Annotated in this window: 20 protein-coding genes; 12 read left to right on the forward strand and 8 right to left on the reverse strand. The window is 54.1% G+C overall.

From position 1 onward, the window contains the following. The first annotated feature begins 6 nt into the window (after positions 1-6). The 8 genes from rbfA (at position 7) to mtr (ending at position 8,770) form a co-directional block, all read left to right on the forward strand. Positions 7-411 carry a 30S ribosome-binding factor RbfA gene (gene rbfA / locus OGY06_RS01520; RefSeq protein WP_003024988.1) on the forward strand — a complete coding sequence of 135 codons (405 nt, stop codon included), beginning with the start codon at positions 7-9 and terminating at the stop codon, positions 409-411. Next, positions 411-1,355, forward strand: a complete 945-nt coding sequence (gene truB / locus OGY06_RS01525) for a tRNA pseudouridine(55) synthase TruB (protein ID WP_003828704.1) — start codon at positions 411-413, stop codon at positions 1,353-1,355. Before rbfA ends, truB begins: the two co-directional genes overlap by 1 nt. Positions 1,356-1,628: 273 nt before the next feature. Beyond that, positions 1,629-1,898 (forward strand): 30S ribosomal protein S15, encoded by a 270-nt coding sequence (rpsO, locus tag OGY06_RS01530; RefSeq protein WP_000059465.1) that lies wholly within the window; start codon positions 1,629-1,631, stop codon positions 1,896-1,898. A gap of 246 nt (positions 1,899-2,144) precedes the next feature. Next, on the forward strand, positions 2,145-4,277 hold the full coding sequence (gene pnp / locus OGY06_RS01535; RefSeq protein ID WP_008785911.1) for a polyribonucleotide nucleotidyltransferase: 2,133 nt from the start codon (positions 2,145-2,147) through the stop codon (positions 4,275-4,277). Between the two features lie 109 nt (positions 4,278-4,386). Next, positions 4,387-5,271, forward strand: coding sequence for a lipoprotein NlpI (gene nlpI, locus OGY06_RS01540; RefSeq protein ID WP_003024982.1), 885 nt, complete (start codon positions 4,387-4,389; stop codon positions 5,269-5,271). Between the two features lie 106 nt (positions 5,272-5,377). After that, complete coding sequence (gene yrbN / locus OGY06_RS01545; RefSeq protein WP_010723222.1) at positions 5,378-5,458, forward strand: protein YrbN; 81 nt, start codon at positions 5,378-5,380, stop codon at positions 5,456-5,458. Next, a complete protein-coding gene (locus OGY06_RS01550; protein WP_003828643.1) occupies positions 5,451-7,379 on the forward strand; it encodes a DEAD/DEAH family ATP-dependent RNA helicase in 1,929 nt (642 codons plus the stop codon). The genes yrbN and OGY06_RS01550 overlap by 8 nt, the downstream gene beginning before the upstream one ends. A 146-nt stretch (positions 7,380-7,525) precedes the next feature. Further along, positions 7,526-8,770, forward strand: a complete 1,245-nt coding sequence (gene mtr / locus OGY06_RS01555; RefSeq protein WP_003828642.1) for a tryptophan permease — start codon at positions 7,526-7,528, stop codon at positions 8,768-8,770. An 87-nt stretch (positions 8,771-8,857) separates the two neighbouring features. On the opposite strand, the gene OGY06_RS01560 is transcribed toward mtr, so the two are convergent. The 3 genes from OGY06_RS01560 to ubiU all read right to left on the reverse strand — a co-directional run bounded on the left by OGY06_RS01560 (position 8,858) and on the right by ubiU (position 11,926). Then, positions 8,858-9,865: a luciferase-like monooxygenase gene (locus OGY06_RS01560; RefSeq protein WP_286604508.1), complete on the reverse strand. Its 1,008-nt coding sequence runs from the start codon at positions 9,863-9,865 to the stop codon at positions 8,858-8,860. A 178-nt stretch (positions 9,866-10,043) separates the two neighbouring features. Continuing rightward, positions 10,044-10,922: a U32 family peptidase gene (locus OGY06_RS01565; protein ID WP_412098584.1), complete on the reverse strand. Its 879-nt coding sequence runs from the start codon at positions 10,920-10,922 to the stop codon at positions 10,044-10,046. An 8-nt stretch (positions 10,923-10,930) separates the two neighbouring features. Next, positions 10,931-11,926, reverse strand: a complete 996-nt coding sequence (gene ubiU, locus OGY06_RS01570; RefSeq protein ID WP_003024971.1) for a ubiquinone anaerobic biosynthesis protein UbiU — start codon at positions 11,924-11,926, stop codon at positions 10,931-10,933. A gap of 220 nt (positions 11,927-12,146) precedes the next feature. Between ubiU and ubiT the strand changes: the two genes are divergently transcribed. Continuing rightward, positions 12,147-12,671: a ubiquinone anaerobic biosynthesis accessory factor UbiT gene (gene ubiT, locus OGY06_RS01575; protein WP_003828637.1), complete on the forward strand. Its 525-nt coding sequence runs from the start codon at positions 12,147-12,149 to the stop codon at positions 12,669-12,671. Then, the gene (locus OGY06_RS01580; RefSeq protein WP_003024966.1) at positions 12,665-13,168 is read left to right on the forward strand and encodes a GNAT family N-acetyltransferase; all 504 of its coding nucleotides are present in this window, start codon (positions 12,665-12,667) and stop codon (positions 13,166-13,168) included. The genes ubiT and OGY06_RS01580 overlap by 7 nt, the downstream gene beginning before the upstream one ends. Here the strand turns inward: OGY06_RS01580 and OGY06_RS01585 are convergent. Then, entirely contained in the window at positions 13,155-13,454 is a 300-nt protein-coding gene (locus OGY06_RS01585) for a GIY-YIG nuclease family protein (RefSeq protein ID WP_003828636.1), read from the reverse strand. The genes OGY06_RS01580 and OGY06_RS01585 overlap by 14 nt on opposite strands. Before the next feature lie 52 nt (positions 13,455-13,506). On the opposite strand from OGY06_RS01585, the gene OGY06_RS01590 reads away from it, so the two are divergent. Both OGY06_RS01590 and OGY06_RS01595 read left to right on the forward strand, forming a co-directional pair. Continuing rightward, positions 13,507-13,935, forward strand: coding sequence for a YhbP family protein (locus tag OGY06_RS01590; RefSeq protein ID WP_003828634.1), 429 nt, complete (start codon positions 13,507-13,509; stop codon positions 13,933-13,935). A gap of 37 nt (positions 13,936-13,972) precedes the next feature. Then, a complete protein-coding gene (locus OGY06_RS01595; RefSeq protein ID WP_003828632.1) occupies positions 13,973-14,608 on the forward strand; it encodes an NAD(P)H-binding protein in 636 nt (211 codons plus the stop codon). A 79-nt stretch (positions 14,609-14,687) separates the two neighbouring features. Here the strand turns inward: OGY06_RS01595 and dolP are convergent, their stop codons facing one another. From dolP to OGY06_RS01615, 4 genes are read right to left on the reverse strand one after another with little or no spacing between them, the layout of a single operon-like run. After that, complete coding sequence (dolP, locus tag OGY06_RS01600) at positions 14,688-15,263, reverse strand: division/outer membrane stress-associated lipid-binding lipoprotein (protein ID WP_003024954.1); 576 nt, start codon at positions 15,261-15,263, stop codon at positions 14,688-14,690. Positions 15,264-15,272: 9 nt separating this feature from the next. After that, positions 15,273-15,863, reverse strand: coding sequence for a DnaA initiator-associating protein DiaA (diaA, locus tag OGY06_RS01605; protein ID WP_003024948.1), 591 nt, complete (start codon positions 15,861-15,863; stop codon positions 15,273-15,275). A gap of 34 nt (positions 15,864-15,897) precedes the next feature. Further along, entirely contained in the window at positions 15,898-16,293 is a 396-nt protein-coding gene (locus tag OGY06_RS01610) for a YraN family protein (RefSeq protein WP_003828625.1), read from the reverse strand. Further along, the gene (locus OGY06_RS01615; protein WP_197385473.1) at positions 16,251-18,302 is read right to left on the reverse strand and encodes a penicillin-binding protein activator; all 2,052 of its coding nucleotides are present in this window, start codon (positions 18,300-18,302) and stop codon (positions 16,251-16,253) included. The genes OGY06_RS01610 and OGY06_RS01615 overlap by 43 nt, the downstream gene beginning before the upstream one ends. Positions 18,303-18,332: the final 30 nt, after the last annotated feature.

Consider the following 18,332-nt stretch of genomic DNA (forward strand, 5'->3'; position numbering starts at 1 on the left):
TTTATTATGGCGAAAGAATTTGGTCGCCCACAGCGTGTCGCGCAGGAGATGCAGAAAGAAATCGCACTCATCCTGCAACGCGAAATCAAAGACCCGCGTGTTGGCATGATGACCACCGTATCGGGTGTTGAGATGTCCCGTGATCTGGCATATGCCAAAGTATTCGTGACTTTCCTCAACGATCAGGACGAAGCTGCTGTGAAAAACGGCATTAAGGCACTGCAGGAAGCCTCTGGTTTTATCCGTTCTCTGCTGGGTAAAGCAATGCGTCTGCGTATCGTGCCTGAGCTGACCTTCTTCTACGACAACTCGTTGGTTGAAGGGATGCGCATGTCCAACCTGGTGACCAGCGTGGTGAAACATGACGATGAGCGTCGTGTGAACCCAGCGGACGACAGCAAGGAGGACTGATGAGTCGTCCTCGTCGTCGTGGTCGCGATATTCACGGTGTCCTGCTGCTGGATAAGCCGCAGGGCATGTCCAGCAATGACGTGCTGCAAAAAGTAAAGCGCATCTACAATGCCAACCGCGCGGGACATACCGGCGCGTTGGATCCGCTGGCGACAGGTATGCTGCCTATCTGCCTCGGTGAAGCGACAAAGTTTTCACAGTATTTGCTGGATTCTGACAAACGCTATCGCGTGGTTGCCCGTCTGGGCCAGCGTACTGACACTTCCGATGCCGATGGGCAGATCGTGCAGGAGCGTCCGGTAACCTTCACCGCAGAACAACTGGCGAGCGCGCTGGAGACTTTCCGCGGCGATATCGAGCAGATTCCGTCGATGTATTCGGCGCTGAAGTATCAGGGTAAGAAGCTGTACGAATATGCGCGTCAGGGCATTGAAGTGCCGCGTGAAGCGCGCCCGATTACCGTCTATGAGCTGCTGTTTATCCGTCACGAAGGTAACGAACTGGAGCTGGAAGTTCACTGCTCCAAAGGCACCTATATTCGTACCATCGTTGACGATCTCGGTGAGAAGCTGGGCTGCGGCGCGCACGTAACGTATCTGCGTCGTCTGACGGTCAGCAAGTATCCGGTGGATCGTATGGTCACGCTGGAACACCTGCGTGAGCTGGTCGAACAGGCAGAACAGCAGAACATTCCGGCGGCTCAGCTGCTTGATCCTTTGCTGATGCCAATGGACAGTCCGGCATCGGACTATCCTGTTGTTAATTTGCCTTTAACATCGTCGGTTTACTTTAAAAATGGTAATCCGGTACGGACGACAGGCGCCCCGCTGGAAGGGCTGGTACGCGTGACGGAAGGCGATGACGGCAAGTTTATTGGCATGGGGGAGATGGACGATGAAGGTCGTGTCGCCCCCCGCCGCCTGGTGGTTGAGTATCCTGCATAGCGCTCTCTGTCTTGCGATAAAAGGGCGCTGCGAGTAGAATACTGCCGCTTAACGTCGCGTAAATTGTTTAACAATCTGCGTGGCGTATACACAAAATCATTCGAGCTGCATTAAGGCGGCACATCTGATAACCCTCAAGTGCTTACTTAGGTAAGTGATTGAGGTGAGCGGACGCAGCCAACGCAGAGTCAGTTTGAAGGATGATGTGTATACACTGGGATAGCTGAATTAGAGATCGGCATCCTTTCATTCTTATCACTTTGGAGTTTTAAAATGTCTCTAAGTACTGAAGCTACCGCTAAAATCGTTTCTGAGTTTGGTCGTGATGCAAACGACACCGGTTCTACCGATGTTCAGGTTGCTCTGTTGACTGCACAGATTAACCACCTGCAGGGCCACTTTGCAGAGCACAAAAAAGATCACCACAGCCGTCGTGGTCTGCTGCGCATGGTTTCTCAGCGTCGTAAACTGCTCGACTACCTGAAACGTAAAGATGTTGCACGTTACACCGCGCTGATCGAGCGTCTGGGCCTGCGTCGCTAATTCTTTCGAGTTTCAGAAAGAGGGGGCCTTCATGGCCCCTTTTTTCCAGCAGATGGCAGCAATTCGCTGGAAACTAATGTATTGTTGCTATGAATGATCTTCCGTTGCAGAGGTTCGCGCGGCTAATGAGAGGCTTTACTCATGCTTATGGGTTAGGGTTGTCATTAGTCGCGAGGATGCGCAGAAGATCGGGTATTAACGATGGCGCAAAAATGTGCCGTCAAAAAATAGAGAAAGGATATTATTTTGCTTAATCCGATCGTTCGTAAATTCCAGTACGGTCAGCATACCGTTACGCTGGAAACCGGCATGATGGCGCGTCAGGCGACTGCCGCTGTTATGGTTAGCATGGATGACACCGCGGTATTCGTTACCGTTGTTGGTCAGAAAAAAGCGAAACCAGGCCAGGACTTTTTCCCGCTGACCGTTAACTATCAGGAGCGTACCTACGCTGCTGGCCGTATCCCGGGTAGCTTCTTCCGTCGTGAAGGCCGTCCGAGCGAAGGCGAAACCCTGATCGCGCGTCTGATTGACCGCCCGGTTCGCCCGCTGTTCCCGGAAGGCTTCGTTAACGAAGTTCAGGTTATCGCGACCGTTGTTTCCGTTAACCCGCAGGTTAACCCGGACATCGTGGCAATGATTGGTGCATCTGCTGCGCTGACGCTGTCTGGTATCCCATTCAACGGCCCGATCGGTGCTGCACGTGTTGGTTACATCAATGACCAGTACGTACTGAACCCGACTCAGGACGAACTGAAAGAAAGCAAGCTGGACCTGGTTGTTGCAGGTACTGAAGCAGCCGTACTGATGGTTGAATCCGAAGCTGAACTGCTGAGCGAAGATCAGATGCTGGGCGCTGTTGTGTTCGGTCACGAACAGCAGCAGGTTGTGATTCAGGCGATCAACGAGCTGGCGAAAGAAGCTGGCAAACCGCGTTGGGACTGGCAGCCAGAAGCCGTCAACGAAGCGCTGAACGCGCGCGTTGCCGCACTGGCAGAAGCTCGTCTGAGCGATGCTTACCGTATCACTGACAAACAAGAGCGTTATGCTCAGGTTGACGTGATCAAATCTGAAACCATCGCGACTCTGGTGGCTGAAGACGAAACCCTGGACGCTAACGAACTGGGTGAAATCCTGCACGCTATCGAGAAAAACGTTGTTCGTAGCCGCGTACTGGCAGGCGAGCCGCGCATCGATGGCCGTGAAAAAGACATGATCCGTGGCCTGGACGTGCGTACTGGCGTTCTGCCGCGTACCCACGGTTCCGCACTGTTCACCCGTGGCGAAACTCAGGCGCTGGTTACTGCGACCCTGGGCACCACGCGTGATGCGCAGAACCTCGACGAACTGATGGGCGAGCGTACTGACAACTTCCTGTTCCACTACAACTTCCCTCCGTACTGCGTAGGTGAAACCGGTATGGTCGGTTCTCCGAAGCGTCGTGAGATTGGTCACGGCCGTCTGGCGAAGCGTGGCGTACTGGCAGTAATGCCGGAACTGGATAAATTCCCGTACACCGTGCGTGTGGTTTCTGAAATCACCGAATCTAACGGTTCTTCTTCCATGGCTTCCGTATGTGGTGCTTCCCTGGCGCTGATGGACGCAGGTGTGCCGATCAAAGCCGCCGTTGCGGGTATCGCGATGGGTCTGGTGAAAGAAGGCGACAACTTTGTTGTTCTGTCTGACATCCTGGGCGACGAAGACCACCTGGGCGATATGGACTTCAAAGTGGCGGGTTCCCGCGACGGTATCTCTGCACTGCAGATGGATATCAAAATTGAAGGTATCACCAAAGAAATCATGCAGGTTGCTCTGAACCAGGCTAAAGGTGCGCGTCTGCACATCCTGGGTGTGATGGAACAAGCGATCAACGCTCCGCGCGGCGACATTTCTCAGTTCGCTCCGCGTATCCACACCATCAAGATCAGCCCGGACAAGATCAAAGATGTTATCGGTAAAGGCGGTTCTGTTATCCGTGCTCTGACCGAAGAAACCGGCACCACCATTGAAATCGAAGATGATGGTACCGTGAAGATTGCTGCGACCGACGGTGAGAAAGCGAAATATGCTATCCGTCGTATCGAAGAGATCACCGCAGAGATCGAAGTTGGCCGTATCTACAATGGTAAAGTGACCCGTATCGTTGACTTTGGCGCGTTCGTTGCCATCGGTGGCGGTAAAGAAGGTCTGGTACACATCTCTCAGATCGCTGACAAGCGCGTAGAGAAAGTGACCGACTACCTGCAGATGGGCCAGGAAGTACCGGTCAAAGTTCTGGAAGTTGATCGCCAGGGCCGTGTACGTCTGAGCATTAAAGAAGCAACTGAGCAGTCTCAGCCTGCAGGCGAACCGGAAGCTCCGGCAAGCCAGGGCGAGTAAGGTTGCCATTGCCCTCCGTGAAAGCGGAGGGCCTTTAACCCGGCAGGATGCCTTGTTAGCAACCGGGGAACCTGGACGTTCATTCAATCGTTGTCTTCGGGAGTGGGAAATGAAGCCTTTTTTGCGCTGGTGTTTCGTTGCGACAGCACTCACGCTGGCTGGATGCAGTAATTCCGCCTGGCGAAAGAGTGAAGTCCTCGCAGTACCATTGCAACCGACTTTGCAGCAGGAAGTGATTCTGGCACGTATGGAACAAATTCTTGCCAGTCGGGCTTTAACCGATGACGAACGCGCACAGCTTTTATATGAGCGCGGAGTGTTGTATGATAGTCTCGGTCTGAGGGCACTGGCGCGAAATGATTTTTCACAAGCGCTGGCAATCCGACCAGATATGCCTGAAGTATTCAATTACTTAGGTATATATTTAACGCAGGCAGGCAATTTTGATGCTGCCTATGAAGCGTTTGATTCTGTACTTGAGCTTGATCCAACTTACAACTACGCGCACTTAAATCGCGGTATCGCATTGTATTACGGCGGTCGCGACAAGTTAGCGCAAGATGATCTGCTAGCGTTTTATCAAGACGATCCCAATGATCCTTTCCGTAGTCTGTGGCTTTATCTTGCCGAGCAGAAGCTCGATGAGAAGCAGGCTAAAGAAGCGTTGAAGCAACGCTTTGAGAAATCGGATAAAGAGCAATGGGGATGGAACATTGTCGAGTTCTACCTGGGCAACATTAGCGAAGCAACGCTGATGGAACGCCTGAAGGCGGACGCAACGGATAACACCTCGCTCGCTGAGCATCTCAGTGAAACCAACTTCTATTTAGGTAAGTACTACCTAAGTCTGGGGGATTTGGACAACGCTACGGCATTGTTCAAACTGGCGGTGGCTAACAACGTTCATAACTTTGTTGAGCACCGATACGCATTGTTGGAATTATCGCTCCTGGGCCAGGACCAAGATGACCTGGCAGAATCGGACCAGCAATAGCTGACGTACACATCAGCCCGTAATCTTTTTTGATTGCCATCACCTTCACGGGTGAGGGCGTTGTTGTTCGTTAATACACCTACTTTGAGCCGGTTCACACTTTTCAATGAAAATTGCAGATCAATTTCATGATGAGTTATGTAGACTGGCCGCCATTAATTTTGAGGCACACGTACTACATGGCTGAATTCGAAACCACTTTTGCAGATCTGGGCCTGAAGGCTCCTATCCTTGAAGCCCTTAACGATCTGGGTTACGAAAAACCATCTCCAATCCAGGCAGAGTGCATTCCGCATCTGCTGGGCGGCCGCGATGTTCTGGGTATGGCCCAGACAGGTAGCGGCAAAACTGCAGCGTTCTCTTTACCGCTGCTCAACAATCTTGATCCTGAGCTGAAGGCACCTCAGATTCTGGTGCTGGCACCGACCCGCGAACTGGCGGTTCAGGTTGCAGAAGCCATGACGGATTTCTCTAAACACATGCGCGGCGTGAACGTGGTTGCCCTGTACGGCGGCCAGCGTTATGACGTGCAATTACGTGCCCTGCGTCAGGGGCCACAGATCGTCGTCGGTACGCCGGGCCGTCTGCTGGATCACCTGAAGCGCGGTACTCTGGACCTCTCCAAACTGAGCGGTCTGGTACTGGACGAAGCTGACGAAATGCTGCGTATGGGCTTCATCGAAGACGTTGAAACCATCATGGCGCAGATCCCGGAAGGTCATCAGACCGCTCTGTTCTCTGCAACCATGCCGGAAGCGATTCGTCGTATTACCCGCCGCTTTATGAAAGAGCCGCAGGAAGTACGTATTCAGTCCAGCGTTACTACCCGTCCTGACATCAGCCAGAGCTACTGGACTGTGTGGGGCATGCGTAAAAATGAAGCGCTGGTGCGTTTCCTGGAAGCAGAAGATTTTGATGCGGCGATTATCTTCGTTCGTACCAAAAATGCGACCCTGGAAGTAGCAGAAGCGCTGGAGCGTAGCGGTTATAGCAGCGCTGCACTGAACGGCGACATGAACCAGTCCCTGCGTGAGCAGACTCTGGAGCGTCTGAAAGATGGTCGTCTGGATATTCTGATTGCCACCGACGTTGCGGCCCGTGGCCTGGACGTTGAGCGTATCAGCCTGGTTGTCAACTACGACATCCCGATGGATTCCGAGTCTTACGTTCACCGTATCGGCCGTACCGGTCGTGCGGGTCGTGCGGGTCGTGCGCTGCTGTTCGTTGAGAACCGCGAGCGTCGTCTGCTGCGTAACATCGAACGCACCATGAAGCTGACTATTCCGGAAGTAGAACTGCCGAACGCAGATCTGCTGGGCAAACGCCGTCTGGAAAAATTCGCCGCTAAAGTACAGCAGCAGCTGGAAAGTAGCGATCTGGATCAGTACCGTGCTCTGCTGGCGAAAATGCAGCCGGAAGAAGAGCTGGATATCGAAACGCTGGCAGCTGCACTGCTGAAAATGGCTCAGGGCGAACGTCCTCTGATCCTGCCGCCAGATGCGCCGATGCGTCCGAAACGCGAATTCCGCGACCGTGATGACCGTGGTCCGCGTGACCGCAACGATCGTGGCCCTCGTGACCGTAATGACCGTGGTGGTGAAGACCGTCCGCGTCGTGAACGTCGTGACGTTGGTGACATGCAGCTGTACCGCATTGAAGTGGGCCGTGATGACGGTGTTGAAGTTCGTCATATCGTTGGTGCGATTGCTAACGAAGGTGATATCAGCAGCCGTTACATCGGTAACATCAAGCTGTTTGCTTCCCACTCCACCATCGAACTGCCGAAAGGTATGCCGGGCGACGTGCTGCAGCACTTTACCCGTACTCGCATCCTGAACAAGCCGATGAACATGCAGCTGGTTGGCGATGCAGTTCCGCACACCGGTGGTGAGCGTCGTGGCGGTGGTCGTTTCAGCGGTGAGCGTCGTGAAGGCGGTCGCGGTGAAGGTCGTAACTTTAGCGGTGAACGTCGTGAAGGCGGTCGTGGCGATGGTCGTCGTTTTAGCGGCGAACGTCGTGAAGGTAACCGTGGTCCGCGTCGTGACGATTCTTCTGCTCCGCGCCGTGATGACTCTGCTGGTCGTCGTCGTTTCGGCGGTGATGCATAAGCCTTTTAGCTTTATAGCTGTAAAGTAAAATATACGGCCCCGATCTTAACAATCGGGGCTTTTTTTATTTCAATTGTACTCGTGTACTGGTACAGTGCAGCACATTGAGATGTAGTCACAAGATAAATGACTGGAGAGATGGCTAAATGGCAACACTAACCACCACCCAAACGTCACCTTCGCTGCTCGGCGGCGTGGTGATCATCGGCGGCACCATTATTGGCGCGGGGATGTTTTCTCTGCCAGTGGTCATGTCCGGGGCGTGGTTCTTCTGGTCAATGGCGGCGCTGATCTTTACCTGGTTCTGCATGCTGCACTCCGGACTGATGATCCTTGAAGCTAACCTCAATTACCGCATTGGCTCCAGTTTTGACACCATCACGAAAGATCTGCTGGGCAAAGGCTGGAACGTGGTGAACGGCATCTCGATTGCTTTCGTTCTCTATATTCTGACCTACGCGTATATCTCGGCGAGTGGATCAATCCTGCACCACACCTTCTCGGAGATGTCGTTGAACGTTCCTGCACGTGCGGCAGGTCTTGGTTTTGCGCTGCTGGTGGCGTTTGTGGTGTGGTTAAGCACCAAAGCGGTGAGCCGCATGACGGCGATTGTGCTGGGTGCGAAGGTAATTACCTTTTTCCTGACTTTCGGCAGTTTATTAGGGCACGTTCAGCCCACAACGTTGTTTAACGTGGCGGAAAGCAACGCTTCGTATACGCCGTACCTGCTGATGACGCTGCCGTTCTGTCTGGCCTCATTCGGCTATCACGGCAATGTCCCGAGCCTGATGAAGTACTACGGCAAAGATCCGAAGACCATCGTTAAGTGTCTGGTTTACGGCACGCTGCTGGCGCTGGTGCTGTATACCGTGTGGTTACTGGGGACGATGGGTAATATCCCGCGTCCGGAATTTATTGGTATTGCACAGCAAGGCGGTAACATTGATGTGCTGGTACAGGCGCTGAGCGGTGTGTTAAATAGCCGCAGTCTGGATCTGCTGCTGGTGGTGTTCTCCAACTTTGCGGTGGCGAGTTCATTCCTCGGTGTTACGCTCGGTCTGTTTGACTATCTGGCGGATCTGTTTGGCTTTGATGACTCGGCAATGGGACGTTTCAAAACGGCATTGCTGACGTTTGTCCCGCCAATTATCGGTGGCTTGCTATGGCCGAACGGTTTCCTGTACGCCATTGGCTATGCAGGACTCGCGGCAACCATCTGGGCCGCCATTGTTCCGGCGCTGCTGGCCCGTAAATCTCGCGAGCGTTTCGGTAGCCCGAAATTCCGTGTCTGGGGCGGTAAGCCGATGATTGCGCTGATCCTGGTATTCGGTATCGGCAACGCGGTTATCCATATTCTGTCGAGCGTTAATTTGTTACCGGTTTATCAGTAAAACCGTTGCCCGGTGGTGCTACGCTTACCGGGCCTACATCACCGTGTAGGCCGGATAAGGCGTAGCCGCCATCCGGCACAAATAGTACTATCCCAATAATTCCTGCTTCACATCCATCGCCAAATCAAACGAATGTAGACGTGCCTGATGATCAAAAATCTGGCCGTTAACCATAATCTCATCAGCCTGGGTTTCACGCAAAATGGCGTCGAGACCATGTCGCACTTTTGCCTTATCACCGACCAGCGACATGCTCAGCGCCTGTTGTACGCCGTACTGCTCAGAAGCGGACCACAGCTGATGCATATTCTCTACCGGCGGCGGTAGCTGGCCGGTTTCGCCACGACGCAGCTTCACAAATGCCTGCTGCATGGAGGTGAAAAGAAACTCGGCGTCGCGATTGCTGTCGGCGGCTATGATGTTGATGCACACCATCGCATACGGTTTTTCCAGCCGCGCTGAGGGCTTGAATTGGCTGCGATACAGATGCAGTGCCTGGTGCAGCATATCCGGAGCAAAGTGCGAGGCGAAGGCAAACGGCAGACCAAGCTGGGCCGCCAGTTGTGCGCTGTACAGGCTGGAGCCTAATAACCAGACGGGGATCTGCTCGCCGTAGCCGGGAACCGGACGTACATGGGGGTTAGGATCGCGGGCGTCGAACCAGTCCACCAGTTCAGCGACGTCGCGTGGGAAGTTATCGATATCACCGCTCATATGGCGGCGCAGTGCGCGCATGGTTGGCTGATCGCTGCCCGGTGCGCGACCAAGCCCGAGATCGATTCGTCCCGGATACAGCGTATTCAGGGTACCGAACTGCTCGGCGATCACCAGCGGCGAATGGTTAGGCAGCATCACGCCGCCAGACCCGAGATGCAGCGTGGTGGTATTAGCAGCCAGATAACCAATCAGCACTGAGGTAGCAGCGCTGGCGATGCCGGTCATGTTGTGATGTTCCGCCAGCCAATAGCGGTGATAACCGCGTTTTTCGGCCAGTTGAGCGAGATCAAGCGAGTGTGTGAAGGCCTCTTTTGCCGAGGATCCTTCAGGGATCGGCGCCAGATCCAGCACCGAGAACGGAATAGTTTTGTCAGTCATAACGGCTCACTTTGTTACCGGTTAATCTTTTAATACTGCATTAAAGATTAGCGAATGTTGTTAACAAAGTGAGCTTTATACGGCGGGTACCGAATATAACATGCCCGATGGCGCTGCGCTTATCGGACCTACGGGATCGCTATTTGTAGGCCCGATAAGGTATTTATGCCGTATCCGGCTAGTCCTGCAGCTCCAGTCCAGCCAGTCGCTTCCAGTAGCCGTTACAGTCACTGTGGGCAGCAAGCGGTAATGGGGCACTGCCATTTTCATTGGCGCGGAAGGCGTCGAGCATGGCGAATGTTTCAGTGCCTGAAGGGGACAGACGCACAATATCAACCAGCCCCTGCATCGATGTCAGTTCGTTGCCGAGGTTGTAAACATAGCCGCTCATGGTCTGGATCCCGTTGAGGACAAAGACCTGCTGATTCTCCTGCGACAGCACATTACGCCCGTTCGGGTATTTTATGCAGCAGGTTTCACACTCGTCTTTTGGACGGTCTTCAGAGCGTGCGGTAAAGCAGCGGGCAGAGTACGCCAGCGGCAGATGCCCGTAGCTCAGCACCTCAACTTCAAACTGATTGCGAATACCCAGCTCATCACACTGGTTGAGCAGGTTTGCCAGCCAGTCGCGGGAAAGCTCTACCGGCATACACCAGCGCACCATGCCTTGTTTGAGCAGCATACGCAGGGTAACTGCGTTGTAGCAGTTGAGCGCATGCCCGGCGACAAACGGCAGCTTACGCTCGGCGCACATGTTTACCACTCCGAGATCGCTGGCTTCCAGCAGGAAGTCACCGTTTTCGACATAGCGCTTCAGCTCTCCCAGTTCAGAAGAGGCCTGCACCAGCGCCAGTGTTGACAGCACAACTTGTTTACCGCTGCCAGCGAGCGATTTCGCCATATCGAGCCAGTCGCCCACTTTGGTGGCGCGGCGTTTACTGCATACCGCTTCACCAAGATAGATAACGTCGGCCTGGCTTACGGCAGCCTGCTGATAAAAATCTTCCAGCGTTTCTTTCGGCCAGTACCACAGCACCGGCCCTAAGGAATATTTCATTGCTTCTCTCACTGCCATTTACGGTGATACGCGCCAAGCGTGGTCTGTGTGCCTTCGGACATTGAACCGAGCGTTTCCATCCACGCGGCCTGCGGGACGTAGTTTTGCGGGTCGGCCATACAGCGGTCGATCGCCTGACGCCACACTTTCGCCACCTGACTGACATAGGCCGGGCTGCGCTGACGTCCTTCGATTTTCACCGAGGCAATATTGGCTGCCAGCAGTTCCGGCAGCAGCTCCAGCGTGTTCAGGCTGGTGGGTTCTTCCAGCGCATGATAACGCTCGCCGTCAACCAGATAGCGACCTTTACATAGCGTCGGATAACCGGCGTTTTCTCCGTCCTGGTAGCGGTCGATCAGCACTTCATTAAGACGGGATTCCAGCCCTTGTTGGGTCTGTTGCCAGCGGACAAAACGGGCAGGCGAGCAGGCACCAACCGTGTTAGGAGACTCACCCGTCAGATAGGATGAAAGATAGCAACGGCCTTCCGCCATAATGCACAGGCTACCGAAGGCGAACACTTCCAGGGGAACTGGCGTGACGCGAGCAAGCTGTTTCACCTGATGAATAGACAGCACGCGCGGCAGTACCACACGGGCGACGTCAAAGTTGCGATGATAGAAATTAATTGCCTCTTCATTGGTTGCAGATGCCTGAACAGAGACATGGCGCTCAATATGCGGGTAGCGCTCTGCGGCATACTCAAGCATGGCGAGGTCGGCAAGGATCAGCGCATCTGCACCGAGTTGTGCTGCCATATCCACGGCACGTTGCCAGCGCGCGTAACCATCCGGGTGCGCAAAGGTGTTAATCGCAATGTGCAGCTTACGGCGGTGCTGATGGACAAAACTCACCGCTTCCTGCAATTTTTTCTCGGTAAAATTAAGGCCGGCGAAATGACGGGCGTTGGTATCATCTTTCAGCCCGATGTAGACAGCATCAGCGCCGTTCTCGATGGCCGCCTTAAGCGCCGGTAGGTTTCCGGCAGGGCAGAGCAGCTCCATAATTTATCCTGAACGTTGCGCCGTGATGGGCGCAGAAATGTTAACGAATGGGGATTTTAGTTAACCTTGCTGAGACAATTTTTGATTTGAGGCAGTTAAAGTCGTATTGGTGACACCAATAAAGAGGTAACAATTTCGCATCGAATTGTTGATTTATGCCGCTATGTCGTTTATTTGATATGGCAAAATAGCAGGACTATTGAAACAGGGAGTAAAGCTCGTGTTGGATAAACTGCGTTCACGCTTAGTACAATTTGGTCCTTCTCTGATGAGTGTACCAGTTAAACTGACGCCCTTTGCGCTGAAGCGCCAGGTTCTGGAGCAGGTCCTGAGCTGGCAGTTTAGTCAGGCGCTGGCCGATGGGGAGCTGGAGTTTCTCGAAGGTCGCTGGCTGAGCATTCATGTGCGTGACATTGACCTCAAATGGTATACCTCTGTTGAGAACGATAAACTTATCGTCAGCCAGAATGCAGATGCGGATGTGAGTTTTAGCGCCGATGCCAGCGATCTGCTGATGATCGTGGCCCGCAAGCAGGATCCGGATACGCTTTTCTTCCAGCGTCGTCTGGTGATTGAAGGTGATACAGAATTAGGGCTATACGTAAAAAATCTGATGGATGCCATCGAACTGGAGCAGATGCCTAAAGCATTGCGCGTCATGTTGATGCAGTTGGCAGATTTTGTTGAGGCGGGGATGAAAACGTCGCCAGAAACCAAACAGACCTCGGTAGGTGAGCCATGCTGATTCGAGTTGAAATTCCCATTGATGCCCCAGGTATTGATGCGCTGCTGCGCCGTTCATTTGAGAGCGATGCGGAAGCGAAATTAGTGCACGACCTGCGTGAAGATGGTTTCTTAACGCTGGGTCTGGTTGCTACCGATGACGAAGGTCAGGTAGTGGGTTACGTCGCGTTCAGCCCAGTCGATGTTCAGGGTGAAGATCTGCAATGGGTCGGCATGGCGCCGCTCGCGGTGGATGAAAACTACCGGGGGCAGGGCCTGGCGCGTCAGCTGGTCTATGAAGGACTCGATTCACTGAACGAGTTTGGCTACGCAGCTGTGGTTACGCTGGGGGATCCGGCCCTGTACAGCCGCTTTGGCTTTGAGCTGGCGGCCCATCATGACCTGCGTTGCCGCTGGCCGGGCACCGAAAGCGCGTTCCAGGTTCATCGCCTGGCGGACGATGCGCTGGAAGGCGTGACGGGCCTTGTGGAATACCACGACCACTTCAATCGTTTTTAAGCTCCGGGGTTTGCAGGCTGCTCAGTAGCGCCTCAAGCCCTTCGCCTTCGACAAGGCGCTCTTTCTGCCGCTTGGTGAGCTGTTTGACGCGATACTCTATGCGCAGGGCCAGTGAACGGTCGCCAACCTGCGCCGCAAATGCCAACGTGAGTTCCCCCTTTCCGCGTAGCGCCTTCGCGCCTTTCCCACTTTGATGCTGCTTATAGCGGCGCTGCACATCGGTGGTTATTCCGGTGTATAAGGCGTTGTCAGCGGTACGGATCAGGTACAGATACCAGGGTGTCATTGTTACCATCGACGTGATAATTTTCAGGCCTACAGTATAAAAGAGAACAGAAATGGAAACACTGACTGCGGTGTCTCGCTGGCTGGCAAAACAGCACGTCGTGACCTGGTGCGTACACCATGAAGGTGAATTGTGGTGCGCCAATGCGTTTTACCTGTTTGATGCGCAGAAGATGGTGTTCTATGTGCTGACTGAAGAGAAAACGCGTCATGCGCAGATGTCCGGACCCCGCGCGCCGATTGCCGGTACAGTAAACGGTCAGCCTAAAACCGTCGCTCTGATTCGTGGCGTACAGTTTAAAGGGGAAATCCGGCGTCTTGAGGGGCAGGAGAGCGAAGACGCGCGTAAAGCCTACAACCGCCGTTTCCCCGTTGCCAGAATGCTGCCAGCGCCCGTATGGGAGATTCGACTGGATGAAGTCAAATTTACGGACAACACGCTGGGCTTCGGTAAAAAGATGCACTGGCTGCGTGATCTATAGTTAGAAGAGTGATTGAAGACCCTGGGGAAGATAAGCGATGAGTCAGGTGTTAATAACGGGAGCCACGGGGCTGGTGGGCGGACATTTGCTGCGTATGCTGCTCAATGAACCCCGGGTCAATGCCATCACGGCACCAACGCGTCGACCGCTGGCTGATACGGTTGGTATCTATAACCCCCATGATCCGCAGCTAACCGATGCTCTGGCGCAGGTCACCGATCCGGTCGATATTGTCTTTTGTTGTTTGGGGACTACCCGGCGTGAAGCGGGCAGCAAAGAGGCGTTTATCCATGCTGACTATACGCTGGTGGTAGATACGGCCCTGACGGGACGTAGGTTAGGCGCCCAGCATATGCTGGTAGTGAGTTCGATGGGTGCCAATGCGAATTCACCGTTTTTTTATAATCGGGTGAAAGGTGAAATGGAGCAGGCGCTGATCGCGCAGAATTGGCCACGGCTGACGATTGTCCGGCCTTCAATGCTCCTGGGTGATAGGGACAAGCAGCGGACGAATGAGATGTTTTTAGCGCCGTTGTTCAGGCTGCTGCCGGGTAACTGGAAGTCGATTGAAGCGCGCGATGTTGCTCGGGCAATGCTGGCAGAAGCGCTGGCGCCTGGGCATGAAGGGGTTTCGATCCTGACCTCTTCTGAGCTACGCGAAAGGGCTAAATAAAAAAATGCCGGATGGCATCTTATCCGGCCTACAAACGATTACGTTCTGTAGGCCGGATAAGATGCCATCTACAGGCGTGTTACTTAATAAACGTAAAGGCTGTCGTGACGCGTTTCACGCCGCTTACCCGGCTGGCGATATCCGCCGCCGCCTTCGCTTCACGCTCGGTCACCAGACCTAACAGGAACACTTCCCCGTTCTCAGTCGTTACTTTCACGTTAGAGGATTTCACCTGATCGCTGGTCAGTAACTGGGAACGTACTTTGGTGGTTATCCAGGTATCGTTGGACGCATCGCCCAGACCAATTGGCTGGCCCTGACGGATCTCATTAAAGACCTCAGTCGTACCTTCTACGCCCATCGCAATCTGTTTTGCACGTGCAGACAGTTCGCTATTCGGCGACTGGCCGACCAGCAGCACTTTACCCTGATATGCGCTCACGTTGATTCGCGCTTCTTTCTTGATCTGGGCATCTTTCGACAACGCCGTATTGACGCGTAATTCCAGGGTTCCGTCATCAACCTGGGTGCCGACACTACGAGGATCCGTCGCGGCTTTAGTCCCGACAGCTGCAGTTCCAACAACGGCGGCAGCGACACAGCCTTGCAGCAGCAGTGCAGCGATAATCACAGCAAGCGGCGAAAATGCCTTCATGTGTACTCCTTAATCATCCTGGTGAGGGAAAAGCGTGTTATCGATAAGATCGCAAAGGCAGTTGACCGTCAGCATGTGCATTTCCTGAACGCGGGCGCTGTGGTGTGAGGGAATACGGATTTCAACATCCTGTGGCCCCAGTAATCCGGCCAGTTCCCCTCCGTCATACCCGGTCAGCGCGACGATTGTCATGTCGCGTGTCACGGCGGCTTCAACGGCTTTTACGATATCGCGGCTATTACCACGCGTAGAGATTGCCAGCAGAACATCACCTGCATGTCCCAGCGCACGGACTTGTTTTGCATAAACTTCGTCGTGCAGGCGATCGTTGGCAATCGCAGTTAAGACCACATTATCAGTATTTAGTGCAATCGCAGGTAAACTTGGGCGTTCTGTTTCAAAACGATTGATCATGCTGGCAGCAAAATGCTGTGCGTTGGCAGCGGACGTCCCATTACCACAACAGAGAATTTTGTTGCCATTGAGCAGGGACTGAACCAGCGTCATGGCGGCACGGGAGATTGCATCCGGAAGTGCTTCAGCCGCAGCTATCTGAGTTTGAATGCTTTCTGTAAAGCAGACTTTAATTCTATCTAACACGCTAATCCTTAAGAACCAGGCTCTGAATCTTCAACTATGAGCGGTCGTTGAACGCGTCCTTAAACCACTCAACATCATTTCCGGTGAAGGCTAACACATCGAACCGGCAATCCACAGTATCAAAACTCCCATTGTGGCGCGCAAGCCACAAGCGGGCGGTCTGTAATAATTTGTGTTGTTTGCTCCGGGTCACACTCGCCGCCGCACCGCCGAACTGTGCTGAGCGTCGGTAGCGAACCTCAACAAATACGGTGGTGTTGCCTTCACGCATTATCAAGTCGATTTCGCCGCCACGTTCACGCACGTTGGCGGCGATAAAATGCAGTCCCTTGCTCAGCAGCCAGTCACGCGCGGTGGATTCCCACGCGTCACCGGTCTGTTTACTCGTTAACTGGCGGGGACGACTTGTCCTTGCTGGTATTTGAGCCATGATAACTTCCTGTTAATCACACAATCCTGCGTTGCGGTTAAGGCCCCGGTATTACCGTTAATTTCGAAACCCTGCACCTGACGCATTTGCGAGAAGTGGTTGGCAAGCGACCAGGCATCGACACCCATGGCATACATACGCGCCAGCGAGTAGTCGTTACGAACCGCGCCAAGCGCCTGCTGCATGAGAGGCGCGTTAGCGCCTGCCAGCATCGGAATTTCGCTGTACTGCAAGCCTTCCATCTCCAGACGGAAATCCGGGCCGGCAGTGCCCTGCGCACTACGAGAGCTGGCGTACAGTGTTGCTCCGCTCTGGCTGCCGTTGCGCATGGCGATCATCGGCTTAATAAATGCAATTTCTTCCGGCGTCGCCAGAATATACACGGCATCAACACGACCGCTACCGCCGGTGATTTGCGCATCGGTAGGTGCTGCCGGGATGGTCAGACCGCCAATCGTCACGCCGGGTTGGGCTGGCACAGAGGAGGCCACCGGGCTGCCTGTCAGGGAAATCCCTGAGCCGCCGTTGACGCCCATTTTAAGTTCAGCGGTGGAGCCGAACTTCTGCTGCAATACCACGCCGCCACCCAGTTTTTGCCATTCCTGTGCAAAGGCGTTGGCAACGCGATCGCCTAATGAACTCCGTGGAATCAACAACAGCGGCGTCTGTTTTCCCTGATCGCGGATGTGGCGTGCGGCGTCGCGCGCTTCATCTTCTGGCGACAGGGCGAAGTAGCAGACGTTCGGCAGATTTTTCACCGACTCCGGCTGGTTAAGCGCCAGGACGTTCAATGGCGTGTTGCTTTTCATCAGCTCTTCAACATTGTTCTTCAACAGTGGGCCAACCACGATGCTGGCGCCATCCTGCTGAACCTGAGTCAGGATCTGGTTCAGCGGCTGTGATGAAGTGTCGTAGATTTTCAGCTCAGCGGACGGATTCGCCGGTGCGCTGGCGGTTGTTGGCTGAGCGGGTGCTGCGGGCTGCACAGCAGGTGTTTCTGGCTGAGCCGGCGTCTCGTTGGTCAGATCGCTTACTGACGCCTGAGACGGGCTGGCAACGCCGTCAGTCGTTTGCGGCTGTTCCGTAGTAGTCGTAGCAGCTGGAACTGCGGCAGGTGCGACAGCAACAGGGGCTGCGACAGGTTGAGTGCCCATGTTTTTCGCAGCTTCAAAGCCTTGCTGAATAGTACGGCCAAATACAGCGGCCTGACCGTTCAGTGGTAACAGCAGGGCGATTTTGCTGGTGGAGGCGGGCTTAAAGCTCTGCACGTTAACCAACTGTGTTGGTAACAGTTTTGCCCCTGGGTTTTGCGGATAACGTTTCTGCCAGTCCGCAATACCGGCTTTCATCATGTCCGGATCGTTACGGTTATCGAACCAGACGCGCTGAAGATCCAGCCAGCCTTGCAGCACATTTTCATCAGCATTGATGACCAGCGCCTGAGCTTGCTCCTGGGTCATGGACGACAGCGCCTGCCAGGTGGCGTCCATATTTTTCTGCTTAGCATTCGCGGCCAGCAGCGGTTCCTGGGCGATCAGGGCGCGCAGCAGCGTCAGAGATGGGCGGCCCTGGTTGACGTCGATTTGCGCCTGCCAGTAGCGTGCCTGTTGGTTTTGATCGAAATCGGCGGGAGTTAACTTATCCAGCAGGGCCTGTGCGCCAGCGACATCTTTCTGCGCGAGCTTAATCTCGACGGCCAGCAGTGACTGCTCACGCTGCTGGGTATCGCTTAGCTTCTGCGGTAGCTGGTTAAACAGTTCGATTGCCTGCTGGCTCTTGCCTTCTTTCAGCAGTGCACGAATGGCGAGTAATTGCCAGTTGGTCTTGCTATCATCTGAGCTTTGCTGCATTTGTTGCAGATAAAAGCCGGAATCAGCCTGCGCAGTGCCCTGCATATGGGCTGCACTCTGGTCTGGCGCCTGGGTGCCACAGCCTGCGAAAATCAGTGCTGCCAGAATGACTGGTAGCGCGCGTGCGGCTTTCAAACGAGAAAATGTTGAGGGTACCATACTGTATCCAGTGATATTTTTTTACTCAAT

Source organism: Citrobacter sp. Cpo147 (assembly GCF_030332405.1).
Classification (GTDB): domain Bacteria; phylum Pseudomonadota; class Gammaproteobacteria; order Enterobacterales; family Enterobacteriaceae; genus Citrobacter; species Citrobacter portucalensis.

What these genes read in the sequence shown, in the direction of transcription:
- truB (WP_003828704.1), top strand. Translation starts at nt 411, where the DNA reads ATGAGTCGTCCTCGTCGTCGTGGTCGCGATATTCACGGTGTCCTGCTG.
- OGY06_RS01595 (WP_003828632.1), top strand. Translation starts at nt 13,973, where the DNA reads ATGAGTCAGGTGTTAATAACGGGAGCCACGGGGCTGGTGGGCGGACAT.
- OGY06_RS01590 (WP_003828634.1), top strand. Translation starts at nt 13,507, where the DNA reads ATGGAAACACTGACTGCGGTGTCTCGCTGGCTGGCAAAACAGCACGTC.
- mtr (WP_003828642.1), top strand. Translation starts at nt 7,526, where the DNA reads ATGGCAACACTAACCACCACCCAAACGTCACCTTCGCTGCTCGGCGGC.
- OGY06_RS01565 (WP_412098584.1), bottom strand. Translation starts at nt 10,922, where the DNA reads ATGAAATATTCCTTAGGGCCGGTGCTGTGGTACTGGCCGAAAGAAACG.
- rpsO (WP_000059465.1), top strand. Translation starts at nt 1,629, where the DNA reads ATGTCTCTAAGTACTGAAGCTACCGCTAAAATCGTTTCTGAGTTTGGT.
- OGY06_RS01560 (WP_286604508.1), bottom strand. Translation starts at nt 9,865, where the DNA reads ATGACTGACAAAACTATTCCGTTCTCGGTGCTGGATCTGGCGCCGATC.
- OGY06_RS01615 (WP_197385473.1), bottom strand. Translation starts at nt 18,302, where the DNA reads ATGGTACCCTCAACATTTTCTCGTTTGAAAGCCGCACGCGCGCTACCA.
- dolP (WP_003024954.1), bottom strand. Translation starts at nt 15,263, where the DNA reads ATGAAGGCATTTTCGCCGCTTGCTGTGATTATCGCTGCACTGCTGCTG.
- yrbN (WP_010723222.1), top strand. Translation starts at nt 5,378, where the DNA reads ATGAAAATTGCAGATCAATTTCATGATGAGTTATGTAGACTGGCCGCC.
- OGY06_RS01550 (WP_003828643.1), top strand. Translation starts at nt 5,451, where the DNA reads ATGGCTGAATTCGAAACCACTTTTGCAGATCTGGGCCTGAAGGCTCCT.
- OGY06_RS01610 (WP_003828625.1), bottom strand. Translation starts at nt 16,293, where the DNA reads ATGGCTCAAATACCAGCAAGGACAAGTCGTCCCCGCCAGTTAACGAGT.
- ubiU (WP_003024971.1), bottom strand. Translation starts at nt 11,926, where the DNA reads ATGGAGCTGCTCTGCCCTGCCGGAAACCTACCGGCGCTTAAGGCGGCC.
- OGY06_RS01585 (WP_003828636.1), bottom strand. Translation starts at nt 13,454, where the DNA reads ATGACACCCTGGTATCTGTACCTGATCCGTACCGCTGACAACGCCTTA.
- nlpI (WP_003024982.1), top strand. Translation starts at nt 4,387, where the DNA reads ATGAAGCCTTTTTTGCGCTGGTGTTTCGTTGCGACAGCACTCACGCTG.
- rbfA (WP_003024988.1), top strand. Translation starts at nt 7, where the DNA reads ATGGCGAAAGAATTTGGTCGCCCACAGCGTGTCGCGCAGGAGATGCAG.
- OGY06_RS01580 (WP_003024966.1), top strand. Translation starts at nt 12,665, where the DNA reads ATGCTGATTCGAGTTGAAATTCCCATTGATGCCCCAGGTATTGATGCG.